21 protein-coding genes are annotated in these 24,151 nt (G+C 57.3%); 3 read left to right on the forward strand and 18 right to left on the reverse strand.

Annotated elements, in window-relative coordinates:
* Positions 1-402 precede the first annotated feature (402 nt).
* Both F8N36_RS12855 and F8N36_RS12860 read left to right on the forward strand, forming a co-directional pair.
* Positions 403-1,014, forward strand: coding sequence for a rhodanese-like domain-containing protein (locus tag F8N36_RS12855; RefSeq protein ID WP_291333216.1), 612 nt, complete (start codon positions 403-405; stop codon positions 1,012-1,014).
* Positions 1,015-1,071: 57 nt separating this feature from the next.
* Positions 1,072-1,941: an MBL fold metallo-hydrolase gene (locus F8N36_RS12860; protein WP_291333217.1), complete on the forward strand. Its 870-nt coding sequence runs from the start codon at positions 1,072-1,074 to the stop codon at positions 1,939-1,941.
* 119 nt (positions 1,942-2,060) lie between these two features.
* Here F8N36_RS12860 and F8N36_RS12865 read toward each other — a convergent pair whose 3' ends face one another.
* Positions 2,061-3,446: a serine hydrolase domain-containing protein gene (locus F8N36_RS12865; protein WP_291333218.1), complete on the reverse strand. Its 1,386-nt coding sequence runs from the start codon at positions 3,444-3,446 to the stop codon at positions 2,061-2,063.
* 148 nt (positions 3,447-3,594) lie between these two features.
* On the opposite strand from F8N36_RS12865, the gene F8N36_RS12870 reads away from it, so the two are divergent.
* Positions 3,595-4,689 carry an NADH:flavin oxidoreductase/NADH oxidase gene (locus tag F8N36_RS12870; protein ID WP_291333219.1) on the forward strand — a complete coding sequence of 365 codons (1,095 nt, stop codon included), beginning with the start codon at positions 3,595-3,597 and terminating at the stop codon, positions 4,687-4,689.
* A gap of 102 nt (positions 4,690-4,791) precedes the next feature.
* Here F8N36_RS12870 and F8N36_RS12875 read toward each other — a convergent pair whose 3' ends face one another.
* The 17 genes from F8N36_RS12875 to F8N36_RS12955 all read right to left on the reverse strand — a co-directional run bounded on the left by F8N36_RS12875 (position 4,792) and on the right by F8N36_RS12955 (position 23,827).
* On the reverse strand, positions 4,792-5,508 hold the full coding sequence (locus F8N36_RS12875; RefSeq protein WP_291333220.1) for a hypothetical protein: 717 nt from the start codon (positions 5,506-5,508) through the stop codon (positions 4,792-4,794).
* A 75-nt stretch (positions 5,509-5,583) separates the two neighbouring features.
* Positions 5,584-6,717 carry a sulfite exporter TauE/SafE family protein gene (locus F8N36_RS12880; protein ID WP_291333221.1) on the reverse strand — a complete coding sequence of 378 codons (1,134 nt, stop codon included), beginning with the start codon at positions 6,715-6,717 and terminating at the stop codon, positions 5,584-5,586.
* Between the two features lie 72 nt (positions 6,718-6,789).
* On the reverse strand, positions 6,790-8,298 hold the full coding sequence (locus tag F8N36_RS12885; protein ID WP_291333222.1) for an NADH-quinone oxidoreductase subunit N: 1,509 nt from the start codon (positions 8,296-8,298) through the stop codon (positions 6,790-6,792).
* A gap of 140 nt (positions 8,299-8,438) precedes the next feature.
* The gene (locus tag F8N36_RS12890) at positions 8,439-9,932 is read right to left on the reverse strand and encodes an NADH-quinone oxidoreductase subunit M (protein ID WP_291333223.1); all 1,494 of its coding nucleotides are present in this window, start codon (positions 9,930-9,932) and stop codon (positions 8,439-8,441) included.
* 18 nt (positions 9,933-9,950) lie between these two features.
* Complete coding sequence (nuoL, locus tag F8N36_RS12895) at positions 9,951-11,879, reverse strand: NADH-quinone oxidoreductase subunit L (protein ID WP_291333224.1); 1,929 nt, start codon at positions 11,877-11,879, stop codon at positions 9,951-9,953.
* A gap of 1 nt (position 11,880) precedes the next feature.
* The gene (gene nuoK / locus F8N36_RS12900; protein WP_366247055.1) at positions 11,881-12,180 is read right to left on the reverse strand and encodes an NADH-quinone oxidoreductase subunit NuoK; all 300 of its coding nucleotides are present in this window, start codon (positions 12,178-12,180) and stop codon (positions 11,881-11,883) included.
* Positions 12,180-12,770 carry an NADH-quinone oxidoreductase subunit J gene (locus F8N36_RS12905; protein ID WP_291333226.1) on the reverse strand — a complete coding sequence of 197 codons (591 nt, stop codon included), beginning with the start codon at positions 12,768-12,770 and terminating at the stop codon, positions 12,180-12,182. Before F8N36_RS12905 ends, nuoK begins: the two co-directional genes overlap by 1 nt.
* 111 nt (positions 12,771-12,881) lie before the next feature.
* The gene (gene nuoI, locus F8N36_RS12910) at positions 12,882-13,562 is read right to left on the reverse strand and encodes an NADH-quinone oxidoreductase subunit NuoI (RefSeq protein WP_291333227.1); all 681 of its coding nucleotides are present in this window, start codon (positions 13,560-13,562) and stop codon (positions 12,882-12,884) included.
* Between the two features lie 167 nt (positions 13,563-13,729).
* Complete coding sequence (gene nuoH / locus F8N36_RS12915) at positions 13,730-14,698, reverse strand: NADH-quinone oxidoreductase subunit NuoH (protein ID WP_291333228.1); 969 nt, start codon at positions 14,696-14,698, stop codon at positions 13,730-13,732.
* Between the two features lie 70 nt (positions 14,699-14,768).
* The gene (gene nuoD, locus F8N36_RS12920) at positions 14,769-16,079 is read right to left on the reverse strand and encodes an NADH dehydrogenase (quinone) subunit D (RefSeq protein WP_291333229.1); all 1,311 of its coding nucleotides are present in this window, start codon (positions 16,077-16,079) and stop codon (positions 14,769-14,771) included.
* The gene (locus F8N36_RS12925) at positions 16,076-16,633 is read right to left on the reverse strand and encodes an NADH-quinone oxidoreductase subunit C (RefSeq protein WP_291333230.1); all 558 of its coding nucleotides are present in this window, start codon (positions 16,631-16,633) and stop codon (positions 16,076-16,078) included. Before F8N36_RS12925 ends, nuoD begins: the two co-directional genes overlap by 4 nt.
* Positions 16,615-17,157: an NADH-quinone oxidoreductase subunit B gene (locus tag F8N36_RS12930; RefSeq protein ID WP_291333231.1), complete on the reverse strand. Its 543-nt coding sequence runs from the start codon at positions 17,155-17,157 to the stop codon at positions 16,615-16,617. The genes F8N36_RS12925 and F8N36_RS12930 overlap by 19 nt, the downstream gene beginning before the upstream one ends.
* Positions 17,145-17,579 (reverse strand): NADH-quinone oxidoreductase subunit A, encoded by a 435-nt coding sequence (locus F8N36_RS12935; protein WP_291333232.1) that lies wholly within the window; start codon positions 17,577-17,579, stop codon positions 17,145-17,147. Before F8N36_RS12935 ends, F8N36_RS12930 begins: the two co-directional genes overlap by 13 nt.
* A 166-nt stretch (positions 17,580-17,745) precedes the next feature.
* Positions 17,746-18,252, reverse strand: coding sequence for a 4Fe-4S dicluster domain-containing protein (locus F8N36_RS12940; protein ID WP_291333233.1), 507 nt, complete (start codon positions 18,250-18,252; stop codon positions 17,746-17,748).
* An 89-nt stretch (positions 18,253-18,341) separates the two neighbouring features.
* Positions 18,342-20,456 carry a molybdopterin-dependent oxidoreductase gene (locus F8N36_RS12945; protein WP_291333234.1) on the reverse strand — a complete coding sequence of 705 codons (2,115 nt, stop codon included), beginning with the start codon at positions 20,454-20,456 and terminating at the stop codon, positions 18,342-18,344.
* Positions 20,457-21,174: 718 nt separating this feature from the next.
* A complete protein-coding gene (locus tag F8N36_RS12950) occupies positions 21,175-22,848 on the reverse strand; it encodes a GGDEF domain-containing protein (RefSeq protein WP_291333235.1) in 1,674 nt (557 codons plus the stop codon).
* A 70-nt stretch (positions 22,849-22,918) separates the two neighbouring features.
* Positions 22,919-23,827 carry an HDOD domain-containing protein gene (locus tag F8N36_RS12955; protein ID WP_291333236.1) on the reverse strand — a complete coding sequence of 303 codons (909 nt, stop codon included), beginning with the start codon at positions 23,825-23,827 and terminating at the stop codon, positions 22,919-22,921.
* Positions 23,828-24,151 lie beyond the last annotated feature (324 nt).

A 24,151-nucleotide genomic window follows, 5' to 3' on the forward strand; every position in this document is an offset into this window, starting at 1 on the left:
CATCTGCGGCCATCCTTCCAGTTCCAATTCCCGTCAGCGGGTTCTCCGGCAACGTGAGAACCCGCTTTTTTTGTAACCAGCCAGCAAAAAAACGGCAGATGTATGGGCACGCTTGTCAGTCACCAGCAAGTGATTATGTTTACATACAGATTCTTATGCAAACAAACGACGCACAAACCAGACCACAATGACATGACATTGAACAATAACCACAGCACATTACAGACAATACACACGTCATTGGCAAAGTTGCCTGCATTTCAATCCCAAGCCATGCACCTTTGCAGTTTGGCAGTATTGATGTAGTGTATATATGGCAGATCACCAAATGGCATGTTGTGGCAATTGCCACCAACACATTTTCCTCCACAGTCACCCGGAGGCCGCTCCCCAAGGAGGCCAATGATGACAGCCGTTAAAAGCATAAGCGCACAATCCCTGCGGCAAAAAGATCTCAAGCAGGCGCTGATTGTAGATGTGCGCACTCCCATGGAATTCGCGGAAAAACGACTTGCCCATCCGGCAACCCTGGCTCCGGTAACGGAGCTTGATCCTCAAATGGTTGCCTTGCGAAGCGGGGCATTGCCCAGCACCCCCATCTATACACTTTGCGCGAGCGGCAGGCGCGCGCAAACGGCAGCGGCCAAGTTTATCGAAGCCGGATTTACAGACATAACCGTGATTGAAGGCGGCCTTGCGGCCTGCAAGGAAGCAGGCTTTCCCACTGTTGGGCAGGGCCTGCCCAAGACGGGCGAAACCTCGCCCACCCTCGACAGGCAGGTGCGCCTTGTGGCCGGAGCGCTCACGGCCCTGTTTGTTCTGCTGGGGCTCTTTGCACACAAGGCATTTCTGCTTGGCGCGCTCTTTATTGGCTGCGGGCAGGTATTTTCTGGCCTTACAAACTGGTGCGGCCTTGCGCTGCTGCTCGCGCGCGCGCCCTGGAACAAAAAGGGTTGCACAGGCGGCGCCTGCCCCATCGGCGGGGGCAAAAGCCCGGGCGCAAGCTGCCAGTAGTGCTGTTTGCCAAGATTGCCAGAAATTCCACCCAAGCTTTTTGCAAAGGAGTTCGCCATGTCTGCACCCAACGTGCGCGGATTTTTTGATCCCGTTACAGCCACCTGGACATACGTGGTCTGGTCTGCAACCGACGCCCAGCGCCGCTGCGCCATCATAGACAGCGTGCTTGATTTCGACATGTACGCCTGCCGCACGTCCACGGCTTCGGCAGATGCCGTTATTGATTTTGTTCGCCAGCAGAATTTTGTGGTTGAATGGATTCTTGAAACGCACATTCATGCCGACCACATTACAGCTGCCAGCTATATCAAGGAAAAAATGGGCGGAAAAATCGCCATCAGCAAACACATGCTCGATATCATCGCCACGTGGACGCCCATTTTTCAAACGCAGGAGGACACTCCCGCTGACGGTTCGGCCTTTGACTACCTGTTCGACAATGACGAGGAATTCACCATTGCCGACATGCCCGCCAAAATAATTCACACCCCCGGGCATACCCCGGCAGACACAACCTATATTGTGGGCAATGCCGTCTTTGTGGGCGACACGATCTTTCTGCCCGACGTGGGCTCGGGGCGGTGCGACTTTCCCGGTGGCAGCGCCGACGATTCGTATGATTCCTCGCGCAAACTCTTTGCCCTGCCAAACGACACGCGAATCTACGTGGGGCATGACTACCCGCCAGAAGGTATGCGCGGCCCTCAGTGCATGGCCACAGTGGCAGAACAAAAAACCGGCAACGTGCGCCTGAACCAGCAGGTCGGCAAGGCAGATTTTGTAACCAGACGTCGCGCAGACGACTCGGGCAAGGCCGTGCCGCCTCTGATCTTGCCCTCGCTGCAGGCCAACATGCGCACAGGCAAATTTGGCAAGGCAGTTAACGGCATGCAGTATGTAAAACTCCCCCTCAACCGCATGTAAGAACGACGCCCAAACATCACAACCGAGCCCCTCTGACACGCAAACCTGCGTATCAGAGGGGCTGAATATTTAGATATGGCAGACACGCGGGCCAGCCAGAGGGGCACCCTGCCCTGCGCCTACTTTTTTGCGGCTTTTTTGTCCGTCTTCTGACCGTACAAGGCCTGCGCCAGGCCAACAGCAAAGGGCCCAGCCATGCCCGTGGGTGTGGTATTGGTCAAAACCACAAAGGAAATGCCATTTTCGCGGTCCATAAAAAAATGGGTTCCGTAAGCGCCGCTCCAGCTCAGGGTTCCTGCTCCAGCGTTGTACTCTGCTTTTTCGGGCTGCAACAGAACAGCACCGCCATAGCCAAAACCCCAGCCGGGGGCAACGACTTCATTCGTTTTTTTTGCGGTCGCACTCATGCGTTGCGAGTAGACGGAGCACACCTGATCAGAGGTCATGGCCGTGGCGGTTTCCGGCTTCAACACAGGGCCGCCGCCCGTACGCAGTGCTTCCAGAAATTTCAGATAATCGGCAGCAGTGCCCACCATGCCCGCACCGCCAGAGGGGTAGGCCTGATCGTCCAGCGCACGGCCGGGCTCATAGCGCGTGGCCGACACACCGTGAGGAACGACCTCGGTTTCTGCCATGCGATGGGGCTTGCCATCGGCCCACAGGTAGGCCGCGGCAAGCATCTCTGGCCTGTCGGCCACAAAGCCTGTGGAGGTCATACCCAGTGGCCCGGTAACGTACTTTTTAACCACATCGGGCAGGGAGTCGCCCCCGGCTCTGGAAACAACCTCGCCCAGAACATCAATGGCAAGGGAATATTTCCAGCTTGTGCCGGGCTCATAGTACAACGGCACTGATGCAAGCCGCCAGATATTTTCTTCAAGTGTGATGGTCGGATTATCCAGCCCGTCAGATACTTCGGCCTGCGCCATGGGGCCGTCTGCCGGTTCCAGAAAACCATATGACAGCCCGGCTGTATGGGTAAGCAGGTGCTGTATGGTAATGCCGTGCTCAACCTTGCCATGGTACATGGGAGTAAAGAAAGGAATCCAGCGGGTAACCGGGTCGTCCAGATCTATCATGCCCTGATCTGCCAGAGCCAGAGCGGCCACGCTTACAATGGCCTTGCTCATTGAGGCCAGACGAAAGCGCGTATCAAGGCTCATGGCCCTGCCATTTTCCCGGTCGGCCATCCCCACGGCCCGCTGATACACCAGTTGACCGTTACGGGCGGCCATCACCACAGCCCCCACAATTTTTTGCTGTGCAATTGCCTCGTCCAGCACGGCATCAAGGCGTTTTGCCAATGTGGCATCTGGCGTACCCACAGCATCGTGCTCATCACCGGTGCTGGCCGCTGCAGCGCAACGCACGCTTATACCGTTGGGCATGCCGTCGTTAATGCCGCCGCAAGGCCAAACGCTCAGGACCGCAAAAAGCGTTATAAAGCATGCCACGGCGCGTAGCCTGCCCCGGTGATCAGACAGACAATTGAACAATGTAATCATGCAGCCTCCCAGCGGGCATGTGCGCCCCTCGAAATTACCGGCAATTGAGCCACGTTTAGCGACATAAGTAAATAGCTACAGGGCGTTGGGCAAGCGCTTAACAAACAGATAGCATTCTCATATGATGGCCTATAAGCAGGAGGAATCCATGAACCCACTTTTTTCTCCCATCAAGCTCAAGGGCCTGACCCTGAACAACCGCATTGTCGTGCCTCCCATGGATCAGTATTCGGCGCAGGACGGCTTGCCCGGCAACTGGCACGTCATGCATTACGGCAACCTTGCCGCATCCGGGGCTGGTCTGCTGATTGTAGAAGCTACCGCTGTGGAGGCACCCGGTCGTATCTCACCGCAGGACATGGGACTGTGGAATGATGCACAGGAAGCCGCCCACAAGCACATGATTGATACCATACGTTCATATTCCGCAACCCCTCTGGGTATTCAGCTTGGGCATGCGGGACGCAAGGGTTCCACCGCCCGCCCGTGGGAAGGCGGCAAACCGCTGCCAGCCGACGGCGCAGGTTGGGAAATATGCGCACCTTCCGCCCTGCCCTATGCGCCGGGCCATCAAACACCCGCTGAGCTCACCACCGCAGATATTGCCCGGCTTACAAGGTCATTTGTGGCCTCAGCCCAAAGGGCGGTACGCGCCGGGTACAACTGTATTGAACTGCATGCCGCCCACGGCTACCTGATGCACGAGTTTCTCTCGCCTCTCAGCAATGTCCGCGCAGATGCATACGGCGGCAGCCTGAAAAACAGGATGCGCTTTCCGCTTGAAGTGCTGGAGGCCGTGCTCGCGGCCGTTCCGGCCAACTACCCGGTTGGCGTGCGCGTTTCCGGCACCGACTTTGTGGACCAAGGCTGGAACGTGCAGGAATGCGCCACCTTCGCCCAGGCTCTGGAAAAAGCCGGGGCAGCCTATGTCCACGTTTCTGGCGGTGGCCTTGCGCCAGAGCAGCGTATCAATCTTGCGCCCGGCTATCAGGTTGGGCTGGCGGCTGCGGTCAGGGCGTCGGTAACCAGCCTGCCTGTCATTGCCGTTGGGCTCATCACCGAGCCGGAACTGGCCGCCAGCATTGTGGTGTCAGGTCAGGCCGACATGGTGGCCATAGGCCGCGCCATGATGTACGACCCGCGCTGGGCCTGGCATGCCGCGGCCGCTCTTGGGCAGACCATTGCCGCGCCCTCGCAGTATCTGCGCTGCAAGCCGCACAACGTAAAGGACCTGTTTGCCTGAGCGGTTTGACTGCACACACATAAATAACCAACGGCCCCGCATCTTATAGGATGCGGGGCCGTTGATGTTTATAAAACGGCACAGGGCCGAAATTTCAGGCTGTCAGGGCTTGTTGGCCTTCTGGACGTTTGACTGGCTTTCTGCCCCGGAACTGTTTTCAGCGCCCGATTCAGAACTGGCGCTTGCCTCTGCAGGGGCGAAGGGTTGCGTTTGCGGCTGGGCATCTGCCCTGCGCAACTGCCAGCGTGTGATGGTTTTGTTGCTGAACATGCGCAGCGGAATATAAAAAAGAATAAACCAGAAAACCATGCCTGGCTGATTGCCAAACAGGGGCAGGCTAAAGGGCAGCTCCGGGCTGATCAGGCCAAAACGCAGTTTCATCCAGGCCAGCACAATGGGCACTGGCCACAGCGATGCCACAAACAGCGCGTTGCTGAGCGAAAAATAGTAGCCAAAGGCTTCGTGCCCCTGACGGTTCACGGCCTTAAAGGCCTCCTTGCCAGAATTCTGCAAGGCCGATTCGCTCAGCTCATGGTAATGGCGCATGTCGTCCTGCAGCTGCTTAAGACGCTTGCGGTGCATGCGCTGGGCCATGCGCAGGGTGGCAATGCCAATAAGGGCCGTCAGCAGGGCCAGGGCGGCTGTGCCAAAAAAGTAGGCTGCCTCTGGCTGCCCCACAAGGCGGTAAGGCAGCACTAAAAAGGGATCAAGCCAGACCAGTAGTTCTTCCATATGCTCAGCGGCTCCGTTATCCGCGCCGGGGGCCTTGTGCGGCACCGGCGCACGGGCGGGTGGTTGATTGTGAACAAAAGCAAACACTGCATCCCCTTGGGCTTGCCAGGGAGATGCAGTGCTTGTTCATATTTTCAGCACAGTTCGGGCAATGCCCGAATGCTAGCCGAACATCTTGATGTTGAAGAAGCCGCGCAGGATGTAATCCGTACCCACGTACAGGGCCAGCACGATGAACAGGCGCTTCAACCAGATTTCGGAGAAGAAACGCGAGGTGTAGGGGCCAACAATGGAGCCCACAGCGATACCGGCCAGTTCAAGACCAACCAGGTTCCAGTCCACCAGCGCGCCGTGCAGCATGAGGGTGGTGATACCGGTGATCATGCTGAGCAGCACGGCCAGAGCGGAGGTACCGGCGGCCAGATACATGGGCAGCTGGGTAACACTGGTGATGAAGGGCACGAGCAGGAAGCCGCCGCCCACACCAAGGAAGGCCGCGATGCTGGCGATAACCACGCCGCCCAGGAAGGGAATCAGCGGATTAAAGGAAAATTCCACGCCGCAGAAGGTGAACTGGCAGGTGGTGAAGGTAAACTTGATGAGCTTGACGCCCGTGGGCATGGCAGTGCCTTCGGTCTTGCACTTGGCGGCAGCTTCAAAAGCCTTGGCGGCTTCCTTGGCCTTGGCCTTGGAGCGCTGGCCGGCGGGCGAGGTTTCCCACATCAGGTACAGGCCCAGCACCAGCACGAAAAGACCAAAATAGCCCTGATAGGACGAGAAGTTCAGCTTGCCAGCGGTCAACGAAACAGCCGCGAAAGCACCCACAATGGAGCCGAGACCCAAGGCAAAGCCCAGGGGCAGCACAAGGCGCTTCATGCGGTAGTAGCTGAACGTGCTGATAACGGCAGAAAGACCGGCGAGCATCTGGTTGGAGGCGCGCACAGAGTCGGTAACGGATTTGTTGAGCGGGGTTTTGCCAAAAGATTTGGCATACGCGCCAAGGCCGTGCACGGTCATGTGGCCCACGCCAGCCATAACGCCGCCAAAAGCGCCCACGGTCGAGAAAATCCAGCCCACCCACAAGGCCCAGCCAAAGGCCAGAATCATGTTGACCTTGGGGCCGCCGGGGATACCCAGATAGCCGGGTTCGGCCTGCATGTTCAGGGTTTCAGGGGCAGTTTCCACCTGTTTGGCAATGGCATTGGCAAGCACACTGCCGTCGGCGGCAAAAGCGGCGCTGGCGGCAAGCACCGCAAGCGAGGCTACTAGGCCCATAAGTATCCATTTGTTTTTCATTCCAACTCCTCCCGATCAACGCTGCACACGCAGCGGATTATAATACCGGAAAACGCCCCTCAAAGCGGATTCCTAAAAAAACACATGTACCCACGTGAGCAGCATCTGTGGAAAAACGCCCCACAGTACCACACCTGCCAGACAGAACAGAAGAACCGCCCTCACTCCCGCACCGCCCGAAGCTGCCTGAACAGGCACGGGGTGATTTGCCGGGGCGTCCTGCATATACATGCGTCGTGCCACTCCAAGATAATACCAGGCCGAAATGGTGCTGCTGACCACAGCCACAAGCACCGTCAGGGTATACCCAGCCGAAAAGGCTTCTTTAAAGAGCATGAATTTGCCCATAAAGCCCGCAGTCGGCGGAATGCCCGTCAGCGAAAAAAGAAAGACCAGCATGGCCGCAGCCAAAGCAGGATGATGCGCGGCAAGGCCAGCGTAGTCATCCAGATCTTCCCCCGCATCGGCCAGAGGATTATTGCCCAGTTTTTGCCCGTGCACGGCAAGGTAGCCCATAATGGCAAAGGCCCCCATATTCATGCACAGATAAATGGTCAAATACGCCGCTGTGGCGCGCAAGCCATCGGCAGTACAGGCGGCGATTCCCAAAAGCGCATAACCCGCGTGGGCTATGGCAGAATACGCCAGCATGCGCTTGAGGCTTGTTTGCATTACAGCGGCAATGTTGCCCAGAAGCATCGTCAACGCGGCCATAAAGGCCAACGCCCCGCTCCACTGCGTGCCCATCTGCGGCAAAGCCATGACCAGCACGCGCGCAAGTACGGCAAAGCTGGCCGTTTTGGCCGCCACCGACATAAAGGCGGTCACGGTTGTGGGCGCACCTTCGTACACGTCTGGAATCCACACATGGAAGGGCGCGGCTGCCACCTTGAAACCCATGCCTGCCAGCATGAGGGCCAAAGCAACAACCAGGGCGGGCAGCGTTTGCCCGTTAGCGGCAACAGGCAAGGCAGCGGCAATCTGCGTCAGCTCCGTGTGCCCGGTAAGCCCATACAACAGGGACATACCGAACAGCAACAGGGCCGAGGCAAAACTGCCCATCAAAAAGTACTTGATGGCCGATTCACTGCTGCGGGTATCGCCGGTGCGCAGGGCAGCCAGGGCATAAATGGGCAGTGCCATGAGCTCAAGGCCCAGATAAAGCACAATAAGATCGCCCGCCGATGCCATGATGCACATGCCCAGTGTTGAACATACCGCAAGGCAGTAATATTCCCCCTGGCGCATTTGGGCATGTGAAAAAAAACTTTCGCTCATTAACGCCGTAAATGCAAGTGCCATGACGCAAACAGCTTTAAACAGTGCACCAAAGCCATCGGCGCGGAACATTCCGTCAAAAGCAGTAACTCCACCGCCACCAGAAACCGCCACAATGGCCGCCAGAGTCGCCACTGCGCCAACTACTGTCAGCCATTGCAGAAAGGCCCGTTCGCGCGGAAAAAACATATCGCTGCACAGCAAACCGATGGCCGTGACCAAGAGCGTCAGCTCCGGCAAGAGGGCCGGGATATCTTTCAGCAACGGCAGAGCCGAAAGAGGCGCTACGGATATGGCTGTCATGTTAGCTCCTATGGTGTTGCCCTTGTGCGGCCAAGCACAATACCCCTGTGGGCTGCCGCCTTGCCAGCGTCCCGGGCCGGGGCCGCAAATATTTACCGGGCCGTGACAGCAGGCGGCATGCACCGCCCGCGTCGCAGCTGCTAGTAACTGGAATAAGCCGCAAAAGCCTGCTGGGTATTCGCCACCAGATGTTCCACCGTGGCGTGCATGTATTCCAGCAGCGCATTGGGGAAAATACCGATGCCAATGATCAGCACGGCCATGACCAGCAGTATGGCAACCTCGCGCAGATCAAGTCTTTCGCCTATCAGCCCGCTTACGGTTTCTGAAACCTGACGGAAAAACACCCGCTGATACAGCCACAGCATGTACCAGGCGCCCAGTATCAGGCCCGACGATGCGACCACCGCCGCCCACGGCGCGCGTTCAAACCCGCCGAGCAGGATCAGAAATTCGCCAACAAAACCGTTGGTGCCGGGCAGGCCCACAGCCGCCAGCGTAAAGAGCATGAAAAAGGCCGCCAGCAACGGCATGACCGAGGCAAGACCGCCGTAAACCCTTATTTCACGTGTATGGGTGCGGTCGTACAGCATGCCCACGCCCAGAAAGAGCGCGCCTGTCACAATGCCATGGTTGATCATCTGCAAAATGGAGCCTTCCACGCCCTTTTGCGTAAGGGCAAAAAGGCCAAGGGTCACGAAGCCCATGTGGCTTACCGAGCTGTAGGCAATGAGCCTTTTGACGTCAGTCTGCGCAAGGCAGACCAGCGCGCCGTACACAATGGCAATGACAGAAAGCACCAGCATCGGTTTGAGCAGCACCCACGCCGCATAGGGAAACAGCGGCAGGGAAAAGCGCAAAAAGCCGTACGCGCCCATTTTGATGAGCACGCCCGCCAGAATTACCGAGGCTGCCGTGGGCGCTTCGGTATGTGCGTCGGGTAGCCACGTATGCACAGGCCACATGGGAACCTTGACCGCAAAGGCCGCAAAAAACGCCCAGAAAAGCAGCAGTTGCAGCCGGGGGTCAAAGGTGTTGCGGGCAAGGACTGCGACATCAAAAGTATGCCCGCCCTTGAGGTACAGCGTAATGATGCCAAGCAGCATGAGCAGGCTGCCCAGCAGGGTGTACAGAAAGAATTTTACCGTGGCGTAAATGCGGCGCGGCCCGCCCCACACGCCGATAAGCAGAAACATGGGAATGAGCATCGCTTCCCAGAAGATATAGAACAGCATGAGGTCTGTGGCGCAAAATACGCCCACCATGGCGCTTTCAAGCAGCAACAGGCTGATGAAAAATTCCTTGGTCTTGACCTTGATGCTTTTGTACGAAACCGCCACGCCCATAAGGGTAATAAGGGCCGTCAGCGGCAGAAACAGTACGCTTATGCCGTCCACCCCAAGGGCGTAATTTATGTTCAGGCTCTCGATCCAGGGCTGGTTTTCCACCAGCTGCATCCGCCACAGACTTTTGTCAAAGCGGCTCAGGGCCACAAGGCTGAGGCACAGCTCAAGCAGGCACACGGCAAGCGCGCCAAGCTTGATGGCCAGCTCGTTACGGCGCGAAACAGCCAGCAGGGAAAGCCCACCCGCCAGAGGCACAATGATGAGCAAGGAAAGAACAGGTACAGACATGCGATCTCCCCGCCGTGGTTAGGAAAAAATGCCCAGTTGCAGCGCCAGCAGCAGCGCGGTAACGCCGCCAGCCAGCCATGTCAGATAGTGCGCCACCTGCCCGTCCTGAAGCCTGCGCAGGCTTGTGGAGAGTCTGCCGATGGCGCGCGGCACGCCGTTGACCACGCCTTCTATGCCGCGCGTGTCCACCACGCCCAGCAGCACCTTGTCTGCCAGCCACAGCGCGGGGCGCACCAGACAGGCCACATAGATTTCGTCCACCCAGTACTTGCGCGAAAACAGGCGGTACAGGCCCGAAAAGGCGCTGGCCACCCTGCCCGGCAGTTCCGGCCTGCGGCAGTACATAAACCATGCAAGGCTGATGCCCGCCACACCCGCAGCCACAGAAACCGCCATGAGCCCAAGCTCTCCAGCCTCAGAAACATGCATATGCGGGTGCCCCGTAACCGGCGCGAGAAACTCTGCCCAGTGGTTGGAACCGCCCAGCACATGCGGAATGCCCAGCCAGCCAGAGGCCACAGCCCCCACGGCCAGAACCAGCAGGGGAACAGTGACCACAAGCGGCGATTCATGCAGATGATCGCGCTGGTGATGCGTACCCCGAAACTCGCCCGTGAACACACTGAAATACAGACGGAAGGAATAAAAAGCCGTCATGAATGCCACCAGCACGCCTACGCCCCAGGCCAGATAGCCCGTGAACGTCCCGGCGTTGAAGGCCATAAGCAGAATTTCATCCTTGCTGAAAAACCCTGCCAGCCCCGGCACACCCGCAATGGAGAGTGAGGCCAGCAAAAAGGTTGCGTTGGTCACGGGCATGTATTTGCCAAGGCCGCCCATGGAACGCATGTCCTGCTCGTGGTGCATGCCCAGAATCACCGAGCCACAGCCCAGGAACAGCAAGGCCTTGAAAAAAGCGTGGGTAAACAGGTGGAACACGCCCGCCCCGTAAGCACCCACGCCGCAGGCAATAAACATGTAGGCCAGCTGGCTGATGGTGGAATAGGCCACCACCCTTTTGATGTCTGTCTGGGTAAGGGCGATGGTGGCGGCAAACAGGGTTGTTACCGCGCCCACCACGGTAATTACCGCCAGAGCTGTGGATGAGAGGGCAAACAGGGCATTGCAGCGCGCCAGCATAAACACACCCGCCGTAACCATTGTGGCCGCGTGGATGAGCGCGCTCACCGGGGTGGGGCCTTCCATGGCATCGGGCAGCCACACATGCAGGGGCAGCTGGGCAGACTTGCCCACCGCGCCGCAGAACAGCAGCAGACAGATGAGCGTGGGAGCGCTGACCGTATAGCCGCACAGGGTGAAGCTCATGCCCTCAAGCACGGTTGCCTGGGGCAAAACGTCCGCATAGTGCAGGCTGCCAAAGATGGTGAAGATGCAAAACAGGCCCAGCAAAAAGCCAAAGTCGCCAAACCTGTTGACGATAAAGGCCTTTTTGCCAGCGTCAGAGGCAGAATCCTTTTCATAGTAAAAACCGATGAGCAGGTAGGACGAAAGGCCCACAGCCTCCCAGCCAAAGAAGAGCTGCAAAAAGTTGTTGCCCATGACAAGCATGAGCATGGAAAAGGAAAACAGGCCAAGATAGGCAAAAAAGCGGTAGTAGCCTTTTTCACCCCGCATGTAGCCCACGGAATAAATGTGTACCAGGGTGCTCACGCTGGTAACCACCACCAGCATCACCGCCGTGAGCTGATCTACCAGAAAGCCAAAGGTCACGCGCAGGTTGCCAGAGGCTATCCATGTGTGGATATCGGAGTTGACCACAGTGCCGCCCAGCACATCGCGCAGGGCCATCAGGGCGCAGACCAGCGACGTGGCGATACCCGCAATGGGCAGCCAGTGCGCTCGTTCGCCCCAGTAGCGGCCACAGATCAGGGTAAGCACAAAGGCCAGCAGGGGGCAAAAGGGAATAAGCAGCAAATATATTGGCATGTTACCCCCGCATGATGGTGATGTGTTCACTACGCACGCTTCTGCGGCTGCGGAACAGGCAGATCACAATGCCCAGCCCCACGGCTGCCTCGCAGGCGGCCACGGTAATGATGAACACGGTAAAAGCCTGCCCGCGCAGTGCGTCCATAAAATAGCTCATGGCAACCAGATTGAGGTTCACGCCATTGAGCATCAGCTCGAGCGAAAGCAGCATGACAATAACATTGCGACGCGTGAGAAACCCGGCCACGCCTATGCAAAACAGCACCGTTGCCAGCGCCATGTACCACGAAAGGGGAATCACGCCGCGCCTCCTTGGTCTTTATTGCCGCACGCGCATGTGCCGCCCTCGCCCGCCTGAGTCTGAATCTCGGCATCTGTGGCAGAAGGTTGTTTGCGCGCAAGGGTCAGGGCCGCCACCAGCGCTATGAGCAGCAGCACGCCCGCAATTTCAAGCGAGAGAAAATGGTGGGTAAACAGCTCGCGGCTCAGGGCTCTGGTGTGTGTTACCTCGCGCAACGTTTCCAGCGGCCACGGTCCCTTGCCACCCGGCACAAAACCAGCCACGCCCCACAGCATGCCGCCGCACAGGGCAGCAGCCAGCGCGTAGCCCACAATGGGTTTTGGCGTAAGGGCTGGCAGGCGCAGTTCTTTTTGCAGGTTCACCAAAAAGAGCACAAAGAGGTACATGACCAGAATGGCCCCGGCGTAAACGATAATCTGTATGGCAGCCAGAAATTCAGCCTGCAGGGTCAGGTACACTGCCGCCATGTGGAAAAAGAGCACCAGCACAAGCAACACGCAGTGGATGGGATTGCGCAGAGTTATGGCCAGCACACCGCACACCGTTATGACAAAGGCGCAGTAGAGAAAAAATATTTCACCAAACACGGTTCCACCTCCGCAGTGGACTTGCGCTCCGTTCCAGAATGCCTCTGTGTCGAGGCCAAGCTTCCATCTGGCCCGCCTTTGCGCTTGGGTATGCCACGTTCAAAAGCCAGCTCATGCCTCTGCCCCGCCCTGCCCCGATGTGGGGCTTTTCTGATTCTGGGGGCTTTCTGCATTTTTTTGCACGGTACGGTGGTTTACACCCACCCACTGCTCGGTTCCGTTCCATTCCGAATCCACAGGCACGCGCTTGGCATGGGCAAGCATGCCTTCGGGCATATTGCGGGGACGGCACAGGGGGTTCACGTAACCTGCCATGTCACCCTTTTGGGCAGCAAAGTCGTCCCAGTTATCCAGCAGGGCCTGCTTGTCAAACCTGAAGGCGGCGCGACCATTGGCGGCGTAGGCATAGACCTCTGTAAGCACGATGGCGTTTACCGGGCAGACTTCGGCACAGTAGCCGCAAAAAATGCAGCGTAAGGCGTCAATATTGTAGGCATCTACCACGCGGCTGTTATCTGCGGCGCGGCTCCAGCGAATGCGTATGCAGTGCGAGGGGCACACGCGCGCACAACGCATGCAGGCCACGCAACGGCTTTCACCGGTTTCGGCATCGCGCACCAAGGCATGCCGCCCGCGAAAGCCAGCGGCAACCACCGGTTTTTCTTCCGGGTACTGACGCGTGATGGGTTTGTTGAACATGCGCCGCAAGGTCAGAGCCATGCCCTGGGCTATTTCTGTCTGCAACAGGGTTTGCAGCCAGTTGCGAGGCGCTTTGTACTGAATCTGCATCATTGCTCTCCTCATCAAGGGCCTAGGGCCTGTTAACACTATGAGAAATTTTGTTCCCTACCAGGAAAGGAGCCTTTTTATGAAGAGAGTGTACTCTTCCGGTACTCGACCGGAATAAAAAGGCTTCCTGACGCAGGCAGAGGGGAAAGGAGCCATAGTATTAACAGGCCCTAACCCAGCAGGGCCTTGCCAAGGGCTGTGATAACAATATTGAAGAGCGCCAGGGGGATCAGCACCTTCCAGCCGAGAGCCATAAGCTGGTCGTAACGGTAGCGGGGCAAGGTCGCCCGCACCCAGAAAAAGAAGAACATGACCCCGTAAACCTTGAGCACCAGCCAGAACGGCGGGAAAAAGCCCACCTCGACCGGGCCGCGCCAGCCGCCCAGAAAACACACCACGCCCACCGTGGCCATCACAAACATGGAGGTGTATTCGGCCATGAAAAACAGGGCGTAGCGCATGCCGCTGTATTCCGTGCAATAGCCGGAAACAAGCTCGCTCTCCGCTTCGGGCAGGTCAAAGGGAACACGGTTGGTTTCTGCCAGCATGGCCACGCAAAAAATGAAAAAGCCAATGCACTGTCGAAAGGCGAACATGCCAAAAAATGACTGCCCCTGCGCCGCCACAATGTCGCCCAGATTGAGCGAACCAGAGAGCAGCATCACGCCCACAAGGCTCAGACCCATGGCAATTTCGTAGCTGATAACCTGAGCCGAAGCGCGCAGCCCGCCAAGAAAGCTGAATTTCGAGTTGGAGGCCCAGCCCGCCAGCACCACGCCGTAGCCGCCAAGAGAACTCATGGCAAAAACAAAGAGCAGGCCGATATTGATGTTGGAGAGCGCCCAGCCCTCTGCCCACGGCAGGATTGCCAGCGAGGCAAAGGCGGGCACAAGGCAGATGATGGGGGCCAGCATGAAAATGGGCTTGTCTGCCGCAGAAGGAATGATGTCTTCCTTGAAAAAGCTCTTGATGCCGTCTGCGATGGGTTGCAGCAAACCAAGCCAGCCCACCCGGGTTGGCCCCATGCGCATTTGCATATGACCGATGACCTTGCGCTCAAAGTATGTGGCGTAGGCCACATGCAGCAGCACAATCACCAGAAGCACGACAAGTTGCAGCACAATTACCAGAACATTCATGGTTTCCCTGCCAGATTTATTGTAGCCGTAAACCCGTTATTATCCTTGGCCGTTTCATTGCTGAAAGGCCCTAGCGGTCTGATTCTCCCAGCACCACGTCCATGCTGCCGATATTGGCGATGAGGTCGGCGATCAGCCCGCCGGGGGCGATGCTGGCCAGCGCTCCAATGTGGATGAATGACGGCCCGCGCACGTGCATGCGGTAGGGCCTGCTGCTGCCGTCGCTTACAAAGTAGAAGCCAAGCTCACCCTTGGGAGCCTCGGTGGCCACATACACATCGCCGGGCATATAGATGTTGTTGCCGTGTATGACCTGCCGCAGGCTGCCGCCCGCAAGCGCGGTTTCGGGCTGGCTGCGCCACTCCCTGTAGGGCATGAGCAGGTCGGGGGCATCGGCGGCAAGCGTTGCGCCGGGGGGCAGATTGTCCACACACTGCTGCAAGATACGCACAGACTGGCGCATTTCTTCCATGCGGCAGCGGTACCGCGCGTAAATGTCACCGTCGCTGCCCAGAGGAACTTCAAAATCCACCAGATCATAGGCATCATAAGGTTCGTGCTTGCGCACGTCGTAATCCACGCCCGAACCGCGCAGGCAGGCCCCGGTAAGGCCCAGCGCCAGCGCTTCATCGCCGCTCAGAACGCCCACGCCCACAGTACGCTGCAACCAGATGCGGTTGGTGTCGAGCAGGGTTTCGTATTCTTCAATGCGCTTGGGAAAGATGTGCAAAAAGTCCTGCAAACCACCCATGAAGCGGCCGGTCACGTCCTGCCGCACGCCGCCGATACGCGGGTAGGTCAGGGTGAGGCGCGCGCCGCACAGGTCTTCAAACAGGTCGAGCAGCATTTCGCGCTCGCGGAAGCAGTACAGAAAAACCGTCATGGCCCCGATGTCGAGCGCATGGGTGGCAAGCCAGAGCAGATGCGAGCACAGGCGCGACATTTCGCAGGCGATGGTGCGGATGTAACGGGCGCGCATCGGCGCTTCGACGCCCAGCAGTTTTTCTACCGCCAGGCAGTAGCCCGTGTTGTTGGACATGGCGGCGATATAGTCGAGCCGGTCTGTGAGGGTGAGGGCCTGCGCGTAGGTGAAGGTTTCCGCCATTTTTTCAAAGCCACGATGCAGATACCCCACCTGTGGGTCGCAGCTAAGAATGGTTTCGCCCTCAAGCTCAAGGTCAAGGCGCAGCACGCCGTGCGTGGCGGGGTGTTGCGGCCCAAGGCGCAGGCTGGTGCGGTCTTCGTCGCCTTCGTCAAAGCAGTCGAAGTCATCCTCGCCTTCCGGAGCGTTGCCGCCCAGCAGCTCCTGCATGCTCTGCCGCCCCACGGGCTGGCCGTGGCGCACAGGGCATTCAATACTCTCTTTGCGAATTTCGCTCATGCCTCGTCTCCTCCCTGCCAGCTCAGGGCGTCGGCCTCTTTGGCGCGCTCCCGCAGCTCGGTCAGGCCCGACCACTCTGGCACGCCACGCAGGGGAATGCGCACGGGGTAGGTTTTGCGCAGCGGGTGGCCCTGCCAGTCATCAGGCAGTAAAATGCGGCGCAGGTCGGGGTGCCCCTTGAAATGTATGCCCATGAGGTCAAAAACCTCGCGCTCAAGCCAGTTTGCCACGGGCCACAGCGGCACGGCAGAATCAATGCCCGCCTCGGGGTCTTCCAGCTGGGCGCGCAGGCGCAGGGCCACGCGCTGCGTGACCGAGTACAGGTTGTACACAACCTCGAAAGCACCAAGGCCCTGTTCGTGACGACGGCTGTTGTCCACCCCGCAGAGCGAGCGCAGGTGCATTAGGCCAAGCTGCTGCCTGGCGTACACGAGCACATCAAGAATGCGCTCGTGGCGCAGCAGCACGGCCACCTGTCCTCGGTGCTCCCTGATGTCGAGCACTTCCCGAGGAAAAGCCTCACGCAGCAAACGCGCTATCTCCAGGGACTCCATCGAAATTGCTCCTTGTTAATTTTCTCCTGCAACTTGATAAAGCCGTCAAAAAGCGCCTCTGGTCGCGGGGGACAGCCCGGCACGTACACGTCAACCGGTACAATCTGGTCCACACCCTGGGTTACGGCATACGACTGAAAAAGCCCGCCGCTGCAAGCACAACTGCCCATGGCAAGCACATAGCGCGGCTCGGGCATCTGGTCGTACACCCTGCGCAGCACCGGAGCCATTTTTTTGCTCAGGGTTCCGGCCACCACCATGCAGTCGGCCTGCCTTGGGCTGGCGCGAAAGATAATGCCAAAACGGTCAAGATCGTGGGTGGATGCGCCAGTGGCCATCATTTCGATGGCGCAGCAGGCAAGGCCAAAGGTTACCGGCCAGATGGAACCGCGCCGCCCCCAGTTGACCAGGGAGTTGAGCGGCCCAAGCACTGCATTGGCACCGGGAAAAAACCGCAGGCCGTCCTTGTGCACCACAAGGGGCTGGCCGTCGTGCGCTGCGGGGCGCGTAACTACTTCACCCATTCGAAGGCCCCCTTCTTCCAGGCATAGGCATAGGCCAGTATGAGCAGGGTCATGAAGGTCAGCATTTCTACCAGCCCAAGGCTGCCCAGGCGTACAAATTCCACGGCCCAGGTGTAGAGATAGATGGCTTCCACATCGATAATGACAAAGAGAATGGCAACGTAATAAAACTTGATGGAAAAGCGCGTGCGGGGCGCTGCGGTTGGCTCGTTGCCGGATTCATAAGGCATGAGCTTTTCGCGATAGGGCCGACGCATGCGGAAAAACCGTCCGAAAAAGAGCGTGAGCACGCCAAACAGCAGCGCAATTATCAGCAGCAGCAAAATGGCAAGATACTCTTCTCCGGCAACCGTGCGCACCATAAAAGCCACCTTGTTGAATGCCCTGGCAATCACCGCAGGGCGATTGTAGCAGGTCGGCACCGCCCTTCCCGCTGTACGGCGGGAAGCCACATGGCGGAATGCACCCTGCTTACGGCTATTTCTTTCCTGCCCCGGGCCAGAGCCCTCTATGGCTCCGGCCCGGACAGGCAACATCCGCTAACAGTCTGGCTCAAGGCCAACCGCAGGCCTTGCTGCCAGCCAGCACCTAAAGCCCGGAAGGCCGGCTGCGCTGGATCTGCTCGGCAAACTCCTGCCTTTTGTCCTGACTTGCCGCATCCGGCGTGGAAAAATGTAGGCAGCTCATGGCGCAGGTGGTAACGCAGGCGGGTTTGAGGCCCTGATCAATGCGGTCGCGGCACAGGTCGCACTTGTCGACCTTGCCGGTCTGGGCATTCCACTGCGGCGCAGCCCACGGGCAGGCGGTAATGCAGGCCTTGCACCCCACGCAGAGAGATTTTTCCACATAGACTATGCCGTCGTGCCTGCGGCGCATGGCCCCTGTGGGGCAGGCCTTGACGCACCACGGATTTTCACAGTGAAAGCACGAGGTGTAGACAAAACCAAGGGTTGGCTTAGGTTCTGTCTGCTCTACCGAGAGAACACGGCAAAAAAAGGCTCCCGGCCCGCCGTTGTGCAAACTGCGGCACTGAACCTCGCAGGCCTTGCAGCCAATGCATTCTGCCGAATTGTGCATGACAATATATTTGCTCATAACCATCCTCCCACGCTGACCGGTGGGTTATGTCGAACGTTTTGGCAGTATCAGTTCATCCCTCTGACAATACTGGCAAAGGGCCGAAATTACGCGCTGGCACGGGCCACCTTTTGCAGGGTGACAAAGTGTTCCTGCATGGCCAGACCGCCGCCGCCCAGATCCTGCATATCAAGGCCGCCACGCAGGCATTTGCTGTCAGAAATGCCCTGATGGTAGGCCCGGCTTTCGCAAGGCAGGTCGTGCCCGAAACCGTGCACCACAAAAATGGCCTCTGGGTGGATGGCAGGGGTAATCTTGACCCCGGCCTCGCCCATGGCATTGCCAGCGGCATCAAGCACACGCACCCTGTCGCCGGGGTTGAGGCCTTCAGCCTTGGCCTTTTTGCTGTTGATCCACACTGTGTTTTCGGGAACCTGCTCGAGCAGCAGGGGATTATTCATGGTGTGCCCCTGAGTGTGCACGGCCACACGCCCAAAGGTGATGCGGTAGGCCCCCTCGGGCGGGGCCACGGGCGGAGTGTAAGGCGGCAGCATGTTGACGCCACACCCCTTGCCAAAGCCCTCGCTGGTCAGCTCTACCTTGCCCGATCCCGTGGGAAACGCATAAGAATTCAGCTCCACGTACAACGGGTCGGCAGTAAGCGAAACAAAGCCTTTTTCGGTAAAGTCGACGCTGGTGAGGCCTGTGCCCTCAAGCTGGTACCGCCACACATCCTCTGCCGTTTCAAAGACCAGGGGGTCGAGGCCCAGACGCTTTGAGAGCCCGCTGATGATTTCCCAGTCGGCCTTTGTATCATAGCGCGGCGGAATGGCACGGTTGCGCACAAAAAACTGCGGCTTGAGGCCATTTTTGGTGGCAATGATGCTCTCGCGCGAAAGGTAGGTCGAAAGGGGCAGCACCACGTCCGAGTACCAGGCAGTGTCTGACCACGAAAAGGTAACGCTCACCAGCAGATCAAGGCCGTCAAAGCGCTTGCGCAGGGCATCGGGATCGGGGTAGCCCTGCAGGGGGTCGTGCCGCCAGGCTATGTAGGCCTTGACCGGGGCCGCGCCCTGCGGGGGGTTGCTGATGGCCTCAAAAGCCTTGTGCAGCAGGCCCTTACCAGGATCAAAAGCCTTGTTGTCCGTGCCGAGGCCATCGGCGCGCAGCCCCTTGGGTGCAGGGAAGAGATCCACAAACTTTTTCAGGCCGTGCTTGCCACATTCCTTGGGCGTACGGCCGGGCACAATACCGCCCTTGCTACCCAAGCCGCCCAGCAGGGCCGTAATAACCAGCGCTGTGCGCGAAACCTGGAAAGAATCCGCGTAGCGCGAGGTCATCCAGCCGGGGTGCCAGATAACATGAGGGGCCGCAGCGGCAAGCGTCTGCGCGAGCCGTACAATGGCCTGCGCGTCTACCTGGCACTGCTCTGCCGCCCACTCTGCCGTATAGGGCGCCACAAACTGGGCCAGCTCTGCAAAGCCCGTGGTGTGGGCGTCCACATAATCCTTGTTATACAGATTGCGGGTAATGAGCGTGTTGATGATGGCCAGATTGAAGGCATAGTCCGTACCCGGGCGGATAAGCAAAAAATCGTTGGCCTTGGCGGCCGAAACATTGTGGCGGATGTCGATTACCGTCAGCTTGCAGCCCTTGCGCAGGGCCTGCATGACGGTTCTGGCTTCGCCGAGGTTGATGGCCTCAAAAATATTGCGGGTTTGCAGCACAATGTGCTTGCAGTTGGCAAAGTCGTTTACCGCCATGCCGCGCCCAAAGCCCATTACAGCCTTGCAGGCATGGTGGGCATTGAGGTCGCACGAGGTGCTGTGCGTACAGACATTTGGCGAACCAAGGCCGCGCATAAAGCCACGGTAAAGATCGGCAAAGGGGCCATCGCGGTCAGACCACAGCACGGCTTCCTTGCCGTGTTGCTGCTGCACATCGGCAATTTTTTTGGCCACATAGTCAAAGGCCTCGTCCCACGACACCTTTTTCCATTTGCCCTCGCCACGCTCACCCACGCGAATGAGCGGCGTCTGCGGGCATTCGGCTTCGCGTTCCAGCGCCTTGCCGGCAACACCACGCGCGCACAGGGCCCCCTTGAGCGGGCTGTGCGGGTTGCCATAAATCATACCCACAGCACCGTCACTTATTTCTACCGAAATAGGACACCTGGCGGTGCACATTCCGCATACACTCTGAACCAACTGCATACTGCCCATAGTGCTTCTCTCGTGCGAGTAAGGATGTTGACGCCTGCCAAAGGCTCTTGTTTCAGGCCAACCCCAAAACCACTTTAAAAAATGACTGCATTATCGCAGATGTATTGTGTTACTAGGCACCAAAGCCAACGTAACTGTACCAATCTGGTCAGATAAAAAAATCAGGAAGCATTGTCGTTAGCACAGTTCAATTTTCATTTCTAGCTACGTTCGCGTTTTCACACAATTTCTTTAAGGTCTAATTTAATTGTACTTTTTTTAATTTGTGTAACCACTCAACTTTTTTAGTTCATAAATCTAGAGTGTTAGGAGTATCGCTTTTTTATACATTAGTGATAAGATATTTATTTCACGCAAATCTTTTACATTCACGCTGAAAAACATACTATATAAGTATAAAATAGAAAGCATAGCACATGCTGTACTTACAAAAATGCATATGATTGCATGCTGATGCAGCGGCCCACACGAAAAAACAAATCAATACAGTATGAATTACGCGCGATCCACGTGGCATTCGATGGACATGGCCAAAGACCATGCACCATAAACTGACCGGGCAGAACCGCTGGCGGTTTATTCCGTCAGAATGCGACAATAGGATTTGGCAAGGAACGCGACTGAAGGCGGACGGGCTGAAGAAAGGCTGGTTGGGAAAAAAAGCGCTGAGTGCGAAAAAAAGTGACAAAACAGGGAGGAAGTGAGTGGAAAAAGAGAATCAGTCGGCAGAAGCGCCAAAGGCGGCGGCGAGAACAGAAATTTCCTGCACCTGTGAAGGAGTCATATCCTGCAAGGTAAAGCCCGGGCGCGCAAGATAAAAACCCTGTGCCAGATCAAAACCCAGGGCTATGACGCTTGCCAGCTCTTCATGGGTTTCGACACCCTCTGCAACAGTCAGTATGCCCTTGGAACGGCAGTATACAAGAATATTGGACAGGAATTCTTTTTTGGCTGCAGGCGCTTTGTGAATGGAGCGGATAAAGAAGCTGTCTATCTTGAGAATCTCGGGCGAGATATTTAACAGTCGCAATGCGTTGGAATGCGCACAGCCAAAGTCGTCAATGGCAATAAAGGCCGCCACCTCTGCCCGTAGCTCGCGAATTTTGCGGGCCAGGCCGTCTTCACTGGTGGCTGTTTCAATGATCTCAAACACCATATTACGACTGATTTCTTCGTAACACGGATGCAGATTGCGCAGCTCGTTCACATCAAGGTACTGCGCCGAGATGGCATTGAAAAATATTTTTTTGCTGCCAAGCGATGCCAGGTGCTCGCCCATCCAGTCAAAAATCATCCTGAAGGTCAGGTGCTCAAGCTGGGGCAGTTTTGACTGGGCTTCGGCCAGCTGCAACATATCGAGCGGTGAGGCGAAATGCGGCGTCGTGGAGCGCATGAGGGCTTCATAACCGTAGATGGAGCCGTCTCTGAGGCTAACGATGGGTTGAAAGGCAAAGCGTATCAGCTGCCCCTCAAGCAGCTCGTCCAGGCGCTCCTGCCTGCTGAGAATATTGGCCTTGGCGCGATAAATTTCGGGGTTAAAGCGCATGAGCGTGCCACGGTTGAAGTTCTGCACCTCAAACATGGCGTGGCTGGCGTAGTTCATTAGCACGTCACCAGTCATCGCGTCGCTGGGGTACACGGCAACCCCTAGCGAAGCCCGTATGCGCACGATTTCATTAGGTAAATCAATGGTGGTATTCAACAGGGTCTTGCGGTTGTCCTGCGCAAAACGCAGGGCGCTCTCCTCACTGTCAAAACCATGGGCGTAGACCGCAAATTCGTTGCCCGCGGTGCGCGCCAGCAGCACCGATTCGTTTTCACACATACGCAGAACTTCAACAACCTTGCTGATATACATGTCGCCACAGTCGTAACCGTGGGTATCGTTAACATACTTGAGATTATCGAGCCCACATGAAAAAAGCACCCCAAATTTGCCGGGCTGCATCTGCAGGGCCTCGCGCAGGCCACGCACAAAGGCCTTGCGGTTCATCAGGCCGGTTTCAACGTCGTGGTTCTGGTCGTGCTCTACCTGCTGTTTGCAGGTATGCGCCTGATCTATAAGAAAATTGAGCCCTTCCGACAGTTCACCCATATCATCAATGGCAGGCATGGGGTAACCGGCGCTAAATAGCAGCAGCTGCCTGGCCAGGCGTTTGAGCTTGGCGTGCAGACTTTCGAGGTGTGTGGAAAAATTGCGACAGGATCGTGGCGGACGAACGGAAAAATCACCTTCTGCCAGTGCTGCAGCATAGGCAGAAAGATCTGCGCACGCTCTCGCGAGTTCGCACAGCTTTTCTGCACCCGGCTGCTGCCTGCAACCTTCAAACTCGGCCAGGGCAGCATCAAAGCGCCCTTGCAACAAGTTATCAAGCCCGGTTTCAATGTCCATGCGCGCGCCTCAAAAATGAGCCTCAAGAAAAGTTGAAAAAAACATGCGCGCGGTCAGCCCCGCACATGGGCTACGCATTGAGTTCAGCAAAACCGGAGCCCTGCGCGCCAGCCATGCTCTGAAACACGGCCACGCTTACGGCTTCTGGGTCGCACCCCTGAGGCAGATACTCAAGCACATCATCGCCAAGAGTCGCCGGGGTGTCGTGACTGTAACGCGCCAGACAGTTGGCCACGGCGAGCAGCCGCGCTTCCATCCTGAAGCTTGTGGCAAGCTCTGGCGAATGGTGCAGATTGATGGGTTCGGTAAGCACCAGCGGCAGCTTCCAGTGGTGCAGCACGGCGGCACCAATGAGGGCATGGTCCATGCCCCATTCGGCATTTTCAGCCTCAAAAGTTTCCACAGATTCTACCTGCTCTATTTCCACAACCTTTTCCCAGATATCCGGCCGCATTGCGGCCAAAAACAGCTTGCCCACATCGTGCAGCAGGCCCGCTATGTATGCTTCGTCGGGAACCATCACCAGGCGGTCTTCTGCTTTGGCGTCAGGCCCGCAAGCGCCTTCCTTGCCGCCAAAAACATTTGCCAGCGCCCTTGAAATGGTAGCCACGGAAACCAGGTGCTTCCAGAACCGGTTGGTATCAAAATCCTTGGGCAGCTGGGCCTCGCGTATAAACGAAGACATGCCCACCATCAACACAAGCAGGCGCACCTCGCGCAGCCCCATGATGCTGATGGCCCTTTGCAGGGTTGAGACTTTGAATTCAAGCCCGTATGCAGCCGAGTTGGCAACGGCAAGTACGCGCGTAGCCAGCCGGGGGCTCTGCTCAATGAGCGAAACCACCGACTTCATGGAGGCATTGGAGCCCTCTTGAGTAACCGCAAACAGCAGGGGGAGCAGTTTGGGGTCAAACGGCAGCATGGGCGGGTTTTGCAAGAGCTTTTGCAAAAACAATCTGGATTCTTTTTGTGCCTGCATAACAAAATCCTGACCAGGGCTGCTGTCCCTGAGCGCGGTAACACGACTTGCCCAAGTCAAACACCTGAGCTCCATAACAAGCATATACAAAAAGTCCCCAGAAAGACAATAGGGACTCAATTTTTAATAACTAATACCAAATGGCCCCTAAACCATGCGTAGCATGATTTGATAGCAGATATTCATCGGAAGGTTATACAGGCAGCCACATCCGTACCATTTGCTCACACGGGGTGGCCTGCTTTAAACAATTACGTTAAATGATTGATCAAAAAAAATTAAGTAACAGCAGTGAACCTAACTGAAAATCCACCAGCGCATATA

Source organism: Desulfovibrio sp. (assembly GCF_009712225.1).
Classification (GTDB): Bacteria; Desulfobacterota; Desulfovibrionia; order Desulfovibrionales; family Desulfovibrionaceae; genus Desulfovibrio.

What these genes read in the sequence shown, in the direction of transcription:
- F8N36_RS12955 (WP_291333236.1), bottom strand. Translation starts at nt 23,827, where the DNA reads ATGCAGGCACAAAAAGAATCCAGATTGTTTTTGCAAAAGCTCTTGCAA.
- F8N36_RS12860 (WP_291333217.1), top strand. Translation starts at nt 1,072, where the DNA reads ATGTCTGCACCCAACGTGCGCGGATTTTTTGATCCCGTTACAGCCACC.
- F8N36_RS12865 (WP_291333218.1), bottom strand. Translation starts at nt 3,446, where the DNA reads ATGATTACATTGTTCAATTGTCTGTCTGATCACCGGGGCAGGCTACGC.
- F8N36_RS12950 (WP_291333235.1), bottom strand. Translation starts at nt 22,848, where the DNA reads ATGGACATTGAAACCGGGCTTGATAACTTGTTGCAAGGGCGCTTTGAT.
- F8N36_RS12925 (WP_291333230.1), bottom strand. Translation starts at nt 16,633, where the DNA reads ATGGAGTCCCTGGAGATAGCGCGTTTGCTGCGTGAGGCTTTTCCTCGG.
- F8N36_RS12945 (WP_291333234.1), bottom strand. Translation starts at nt 20,456, where the DNA reads ATGGGCAGTATGCAGTTGGTTCAGAGTGTATGCGGAATGTGCACCGCC.
- F8N36_RS12855 (WP_291333216.1), top strand. Translation starts at nt 403, where the DNA reads ATGATGACAGCCGTTAAAAGCATAAGCGCACAATCCCTGCGGCAAAAA.
- F8N36_RS12885 (WP_291333222.1), bottom strand. Translation starts at nt 8,298, where the DNA reads ATGACAGCCATATCCGTAGCGCCTCTTTCGGCTCTGCCGTTGCTGAAA.
- nuoL (WP_291333224.1), bottom strand. Translation starts at nt 11,879, where the DNA reads ATGCCAATATATTTGCTGCTTATTCCCTTTTGCCCCCTGCTGGCCTTT.
- F8N36_RS12890 (WP_291333223.1), bottom strand. Translation starts at nt 9,932, where the DNA reads ATGTCTGTACCTGTTCTTTCCTTGCTCATCATTGTGCCTCTGGCGGGT.
- F8N36_RS12940 (WP_291333233.1), bottom strand. Translation starts at nt 18,252, where the DNA reads ATGAGCAAATATATTGTCATGCACAATTCGGCAGAATGCATTGGCTGC.
- nuoI (WP_291333227.1), bottom strand. Translation starts at nt 13,562, where the DNA reads ATGATGCAGATTCAGTACAAAGCGCCTCGCAACTGGCTGCAAACCCTG.
- nuoH (WP_291333228.1), bottom strand. Translation starts at nt 14,698, where the DNA reads ATGAATGTTCTGGTAATTGTGCTGCAACTTGTCGTGCTTCTGGTGATT.
- F8N36_RS12870 (WP_291333219.1), top strand. Translation starts at nt 3,595, where the DNA reads ATGAACCCACTTTTTTCTCCCATCAAGCTCAAGGGCCTGACCCTGAAC.
- F8N36_RS12930 (WP_291333231.1), bottom strand. Translation starts at nt 17,157, where the DNA reads ATGGGTGAAGTAGTTACGCGCCCCGCAGCGCACGACGGCCAGCCCCTT.
- F8N36_RS12880 (WP_291333221.1), bottom strand. Translation starts at nt 6,717, where the DNA reads ATGAAAAACAAATGGATACTTATGGGCCTAGTAGCCTCGCTTGCGGTG.
- nuoD (WP_291333229.1), bottom strand. Translation starts at nt 16,079, where the DNA reads ATGAGCGAAATTCGCAAAGAGAGTATTGAATGCCCTGTGCGCCACGGC.